4 protein-coding genes and 1 pseudogene are annotated in these 6,747 nt (G+C 53.0%); 3 read left to right on the top strand and 2 right to left on the bottom strand.

The window, feature by feature from the left end:
• Positions 1-128: 128 nt before the first annotated feature.
• The gene (hupA, locus tag HMPREF2959_RS05550) at positions 129-1,151 is read left to right on the top strand and encodes a haemoglobin-haptoglobin-utilization protein HupA (RefSeq protein WP_070696495.1); all 1,023 of its coding nucleotides are present in this window, start codon (positions 129-131) and stop codon (positions 1,149-1,151) included.
• A gap of 30 nt (positions 1,152-1,181) precedes the next feature.
• The gene (hupB, locus tag HMPREF2959_RS05545; protein WP_070696492.1) at positions 1,182-3,611 is read left to right on the top strand and encodes a haemoglobin-haptoglobin-utilization protein HupB; all 2,430 of its coding nucleotides are present in this window, start codon (positions 1,182-1,184) and stop codon (positions 3,609-3,611) included.
• A 625-nt stretch (positions 3,612-4,236) separates the two neighbouring features.
• Here hupB and groL read toward each other — a convergent pair.
• A complete protein-coding gene (gene groL, locus HMPREF2959_RS05540; protein ID WP_002221652.1) occupies positions 4,237-5,871 on the bottom strand; it encodes a chaperonin GroEL in 1,635 nt (544 codons plus the stop codon).
• 92 nt (positions 5,872-5,963) lie between these two features.
• Entirely contained in the window at positions 5,964-6,254 is a 291-nt protein-coding gene (locus tag HMPREF2959_RS05535) for a co-chaperone GroES (protein WP_002214868.1), read from the bottom strand.
• Positions 6,255-6,483: 229 nt separating this feature from the next.
• Here HMPREF2959_RS05535 and HMPREF2959_RS05530 point away from each other — a divergent pair.
• Positions 6,484-6,747: pseudogene (locus tag HMPREF2959_RS05530) on the top strand (IS1595 family transposase); the annotation flags it as partial.

Raw genomic sequence — 6,747 nt, 5'->3', positions numbered from 1 at the left:
ACGCCGTACTGGTTTTTGTTAATCCACTATACCGATTTTTGCATCGACCCACAAAACAGTTGACATCATATAACATTTAAACTGATAATCAAAACTATTATTAACACATCATCAAGATTGAGTATGCGATGAAATACAAAGCCCTGTCCTTACTGCCGCTTGTCGCTGCCCTTGCCGCCTGTGCGGGGGGGGGGGTAGCCGAACCGCACGTCCCCGTGTCCATCCCCACCGCCACGCCGCTGACCGGTGAGGTAAAGTTAACAGACGACAATAGCAAAATCGAAAACATCAACACCGCCAACACTGGAAACACATCCGGCATTTCCATTCAGCAGCGGGAATATAAAGTAAACAATTACGGCGTCGAATCAACAGCAAAAGCATTCATCTTCAAAACACCTGGCGGCGCGCAATACACCCTTTCATCCTACGCCGACCCCATCGTCCCCAGCTACTCCTCCCCCGATTTCAAAATTCCCGACCGCCACGCAGGGCAGCGGCTTGCCGACGGCAGCCGCATCTTTATCTGCTGCAGCGACTCCGGGGCAACCAATCAAGCGGAAATTACCAAACAAGATTATATGAAATTCGGGGCGTGGATAGGTCCCAACGGCGAAATCGACCTCTTCGCCGGCGGCTTCCCCGTCGGCAAAACACCGGCATCAAGCAGTTATTACAGCAGCACGCTCGAAACCGCCGGCAAGGGCAAAATCACTTATCAGGTTTGGGGCATCCGCGTCAGAAACGGGCAATTTGTTACTTCCTCTTATACGCCGCCGAAAAACAGTGGTTATTATTCGTCCACACCTACCAACACCCCCGTCCTTTCCTTTATCACCGCCAATTTCAACAGCAACAAACTGGCAGGCGAAATCATCGGCAACAGCGATTACGGGCCAAATGTGAAAATTGAAAACGCAACGATTGACGGACTATCCTTTTCCGGCGATGCCACGTCCGGCGGCAAAAACGGCAAATTGGAAGGCAAGTTTTTTGGCAAGTTCAACAGCACCCGCAGCAGCGACACCGGCATAGGCGGCAAAATCACTTTTAAAGACGACCGCTCCCTCGATACCGTATTCGGCGGCGTGATTTATGAGAAAAAACTTGATGACAAAACCAGTCAAGATACCAACCATCTCAAAAAATAATAACCCATCCGCTTTTAAAAAGGTTTTCTTATGCCCATCCCCTTTAAACCCGTATTGGCTGCCGCCGCCATCGCCCAAGCGTTTCCCGCCTTTGCGGCAGACCCCGCGCCGCAGTCCGCCCAAACGCTGAACGAAATCACCGTTACCGGCACGCACAAAACCCAAAAACTCGGCGAAGAAAAAATCCGCCGCAAAACTTTAGACAAGCTCTTGGTCAACGACGAACACGACCTGGTGCGCTACGACCCCGGCATTTCCGTCGTCGAAGGCGGCAGGGCGGGTTCTAACGGCTTTACCATACGCGGCGTGGACAAAGACCGCGTCGCCATCAACGTTGACGGGCTGGCGCAGGCGGAAAGCCGCTCTTCCGAAGCCTTCCAAGAGTTGTTCGGCGCGTACGGCAACTTCAACGCCAACCGCAACACCTCCGAGCCGGAAAACTTTTCCGAAGTAACCATCACCAAAGGCGCGGACTCGCTTAAATCCGGCAGCGGCGCATTGGGCGGCGCAGTCAATTACCAAACCAAATCCGCAAGCGATTATGTTTCCGAAGACAAGCCCTACCATTTGGGGATAAAGGGCGGCAGCGTCGGCAAAAACAGCCAAAAATTCAGCAGCATCACCGCCGCCGGCAGGCTCTTTGGTTTGGATGCCTTATTGGTTTATACCCGCCGCTTCGGCAAAGAAACCAAAAACCGCTCGACCGAGGGCGATGTCAAAATTGAAAACGACGGATATGTCTTTGACCCAACCAACCCCTCGCCCAGCAGATACCTTACCTACAAAGCCACAGGGGTTGCGCGCTCCCAACCCGACCCGCAAGAATGGGTAAACAAAAGCACCCTGTTCAAGCTGGGCTACAATTTCAACGACCGCAACCGCATCGGCTGGATTTTTGAAGACTCCCGCACCGACCGTTTTACCAACGAGCTGTCTAATTTGTGGACGGGTACAATTTACTCTCCCGCAACGGGCGACTACCGCCACCGCCAAGACGTGAGCTACCGCCGCCGCTCCGGCGTCGAATACAAAAACGAATTGGAACACGGCCCGTGGGACAGCCTCAAGCTGCGCTACGACAAGCAGCGCATCGATATGAACACTTGGACTTGGGACATCCCGAAAAATTACGATTTGCGCGGCATCAACAGTGAAGTTTACCATTCGTTCCGGCATATCCGCCAAAACACCGCGCAATGGACTGCCGATTTTGAAAAACAACTCGACTTTTCCAAAGCCGTTTGGGCGGCGCAATACGGCTTGGGCGGCGGCAGAGGGGACAATGCCAACTCGGATTACAGCTATTTCGCAAAACTGTACGACCCCAAAATCCTCACTTCCAACCAAGCCAAAATCACAATGCTGATCGAAAACCGGTCGAAATATAAATTTGCCTATTGGAACAATGTGTTTCACTTGGGCGGCAACGACCGCTTCCGCCTGAATGCGGGCATACGCTACGACAAAAACAGCAGCAGCGCGAAAGACAATCCGAAATACACCACCGCCATCCGGGGGCAGATTCCCCATTTGGGTTCGGAACGCGCGCACGCGGGCTTCAGCTACGGCACGGGGTTCGACTGGCGGTTTACCAAGCATCTGCACTTGTTGGCAAAATACAGCACCGGCTTCCGCGCGCCGACTTCGGACGAAACCTGGCTGCTGTTCCCACACCCCGATTTCTACCTGAAAGCCAACCCCGAACTGAAAGCGGAAAAAGCCAAAAACTGGGAATTGGGTCTGGCGGGCAGCGGCAAGGCGGGCAACTTCAAACTCTCAGGCTTCAAAACCAAATACCGCGACTTTATCGAACTGACGTATATGGGCGTTTCGTCAGACGATAAAAACAACCCCAGATACGCCCCGCTTTCCGACGGTACTGCATTGGTCAGCTCGCCCGTTTGGCAAAACCAAAACCGCACCGCCGCCTGGGTGAAAGGCATAGAGTTTAACGGCACATGGAACCTCGACAGCATCGGTTTGCCGCAAGGCACGCACGCAGGTGTCAATGTCAGCTACATCAAAGGCAAGGCCAAACAAACCAACGGACAGGAAACCCCTATTAACGCCCTTTCGCCATGGAGTGCGGTTTACAATCTGGGCTACGACGCTCCTTCCAAACGTTGGGGCATCAACGCCTACGCCACGCGCACCGCCGCCAAAAAGCCGTCCGACACCGTCCACAGCAACGACGACTTGAACAACCCGTGGCCTTATGCCAAACACAGCAAGGCCTATACGCTGTTCGACCTTTCCGCCTACCTCAACATCGGCAAACAGGTTACGCTCCGCGCCGCCGCGTACAACATTACCAACAAGCAGTACTACACTTGGGAATCTTTACGCAGCATCCGCGAGTTCGGCACGGTCAACCGCGTTGACAACAAAACCCACGCCGGCATCCAACGCTTTACCTCGCCGGGCAGGAGCTACAATTTCACCATCGAAGCGAAGTTCTAAGCTCCTGATGTGCCAATGCCGTCTGAAACCCGATGATTTGGGTTTCAGACGGCATTTTTTACGGTCGCACCGCCGCCCCCTTTCAGGCTTGTACCAAGCCCAATCCCGCAACTCTCCGTCATTCCCGCAACTCTCCGTCATTCCCGCAACTCTCCGTCATTCCCGCGACTCTCCGTCATTCCCACGGAAGTGGGAATCTAGAAACGCAAAGCTGCAAGAATTTATCGGAAATGACTGAAACTCAACGAACCTGGATTCCCGCCTGCGCGGGAATGACGAAGCTATCCGCACAGAAACCCACATCCCGTCATTCCCACGAAAGTGGGAATCCAGAATGTGGAATCTCCAGAAACCGTTTTACCCGATACGTTTCCGCACCGACAGACCTAGATTCCCGCTTTCGCGGGAATGACGGCGGAAAGGTTGCTGTTTTTCCGATAAATTCCTGCCGCTCTTCGTTTTTGGGATGGCGGGAAATAAAACAAAAGCGCGCGTATCAAAAAATAACAATGCAAAGAACGGTGTTGGCAATTTTAAGGTTTGCGCCTTAGCCGCACTTATTCGCAAAAAAACCGCACGGCGTTGACCGTGCGGCTTGTTGTCTGAAGGCTTCAGACGGCATTGCTTACATCATGCCGCCCATACCACCCATGCCGCCCATATCAGGCATAGCCGGTTTGTCTTCAGGGATTTCAGCAATCATGCAGTCTGTGGTCAGCATCAGGCCGGCGATAGACGCGGCGTGTTGCAGCGCGGAACGGGTTACTTTGGCGGGGTCGAGTACGCCCATTTCGATCATGTCGCCGTATTCGCCGCTGCCAGCGTTGTAACCATAGTTGCCTTTGCCTTCCAACACTTTGTTCACAACCACGCTGGGTTCGCCGCCTGCGTTGGCAACGATTTGGCGCAGCGGAGACTCAACGGCGCGCAAGACGATTTGTACGCCTGCGTCTTGGTCTGCATTGCCGGTGTGCAGGTTTTCCAGAGCGGCACGGGCGCGCAACAGGGCTACGCCGCCGCCTGCAACCACGCCTTCTTCAACGGCTGCGCGGGTAGCGTGCAGCGCGTCTTCCACGCGGTCTTTTTTCTCTTTCATTTCCACTTCGGTCGCGGCACCGACTTTGATTACTGCCACGCCGCCTGCCAGTTTGGCAACGCGCTCTTGCAGTTTTTCTTTGTCGTAATCGCTGGTTGCGGTTTCGATTTGTTGGCGGATTTCGGCAACACGCGCTTCGATTTGGGCTGCGTCGCCGAAGCCGTCGATGATGGTGGTGTTTTCTTTACCGATTTCGATGCGTTTGGCCTGACCCAAGTCGTCCAAAGTCGCTTTTTCCAAAGACAGGCCGACTTCTTCGGAAATCACTGTGCCGCCGGTCAGGATAGCGATGTCTTGCAGCATCGCTTTGCGGCGGTCGCCGAAGCCCGGAGCTTTAACGGCAACGGTTTTCAGAATGCCGCGGATGTTGTTCACGACCAAAGTCGCCAAGGCTTCGCCTTCTACGTCTTCAGCGATAATCAACAGCGGACGGCTGGCTTTGGCCACTTGTTCCAAAACAGGCAGCAGGTCGCGGATATTGCTGATTTTTTTGTCGAACAGCAATACAAACGGATTGTCCAAGCCGGCGATTTGTTTTTCCGCATCGTTGATGAAGTAAGGAGACAGGTAGCCGCGGTCGAATTGCATACCTTCAACCACGTCCAGCTCGTTTTCCAAAGATTTGCCGTCTTCAACGGTAATCACGCCTTCTTTGCCGACTTTTTCCATCGCTTCGGCAATAATCGCGCCGACTTGTTCGTCAGAGTTGGCGGAAATAGAGCCGACTTGGGCGATTTCTTTAGAAGTGTCGCAAGGTTTGGCGATGTTTTTCAGCTCTTCAACCAAAGCGGCGACGGCTTTGTCGATACCGCGTTTCAGGTCGGTCGGGTTCATACCGGCGGTAACGTATTTCATACCTTCGGCAACGATGGATTGCGCCAATACGGTGGCGGTAGTCGTACCGTCGCCCGCCACGTCGTTGGTTTTGGACGCGACTTCTTTCACCATTTGCGCGCCCATATTTTCAAACTTGTCTTTCAGTTCGATTTCTTTGGCGACGGTTACGCCGTCTTTGGTGATGTGCGGGCCGCCGAAAGCGCGGTCAACCACCACGTTGCGGCCTTTGGGACCCAAGGTTACGCGCACGGCGTTTGCCAAAATGTTCACGCCGTTTACCATTTTTTGGCGGACTTCATTGCCGAATTGTACGTCTTTTGCTGCCATTTCAATTCTCCAAAAATCATTAAAACTGTCTGATAAAACCGTTTATGCCGTCTGAAGGCGGTTTGCCGTTTCAGACGGCATCGTGTCCGTATTTATTTTTCAACGATGCCGAAAATATCTTCTTCGCGCATTACCAACAGCTCTTCGCCGTCGGCTTTTACGGTTTGGCCGCTGTATTTGCCGAAGATGATTTTGTCGCCGACTTTGACATCCAGCGGACGGCGCGCGCCGTCTTTACCGATTTTGCCCGCGCCCACGGCGATGACTTCGCCCATGTCGGGTTTTTCGGCGGCCGCACCCGGCAAAACGATGCCCGATGCGGTTTTTTCTTCAGCTTCCAAGCGTTTGACGACAACGCGGTCGTGTAAAGGACGGATGGTCATATTTATGCTCCGATAAAATGATTTGAAAACAATCATCTGCCCGAACGGTTCGGACAGATTGAAGTGGAAACCGGGCTGCCGCCTGCCGGCCCGCCCGTATAAGTCGGCAAAATTAGGGTGTGTGCGGGTAAATTCAAGTGAGGCGGAAAAAAATTTATTTCCGCCGTTTTTTATAGTGGACTAAATTTAAGGGGCTGTACTAGATTAGCAGATATGTTACCCTCGAAATATGAAGATAACACACTGCAAATTAAAGAAAAAAGTACAGAAAGAACTGCTCCATTTTTTTGTACTGGAAGTTACCGCCCGTTCTGCCACCGATATTTTGGGTATCCATCCCAATTCGGCAGTACTGTTCTACCGTAAAATCCGCACGGTTATCAACTATCATTTGGCCTTGGCTGCCGATGAGGTTTTTGAGGGTTCTGTCGAGCTGGACGAAAGCTATTTCGGCGGACAGCGTAAAGGCAGACGTGGTCGCGGTGCGGCAGGA

Origin of the sequence: Neisseria sp. HMSC070F02, assembly GCF_001814225.1 — a bacterium.
Lineage (GTDB): Bacteria > Pseudomonadota > Gammaproteobacteria > Burkholderiales > Neisseriaceae > Neisseria > Neisseria meningitidis.
The sequence above is the reverse complement of the archived record's forward strand: the minus strand, read 5'-3'. Positions and strand labels throughout refer to the sequence as shown.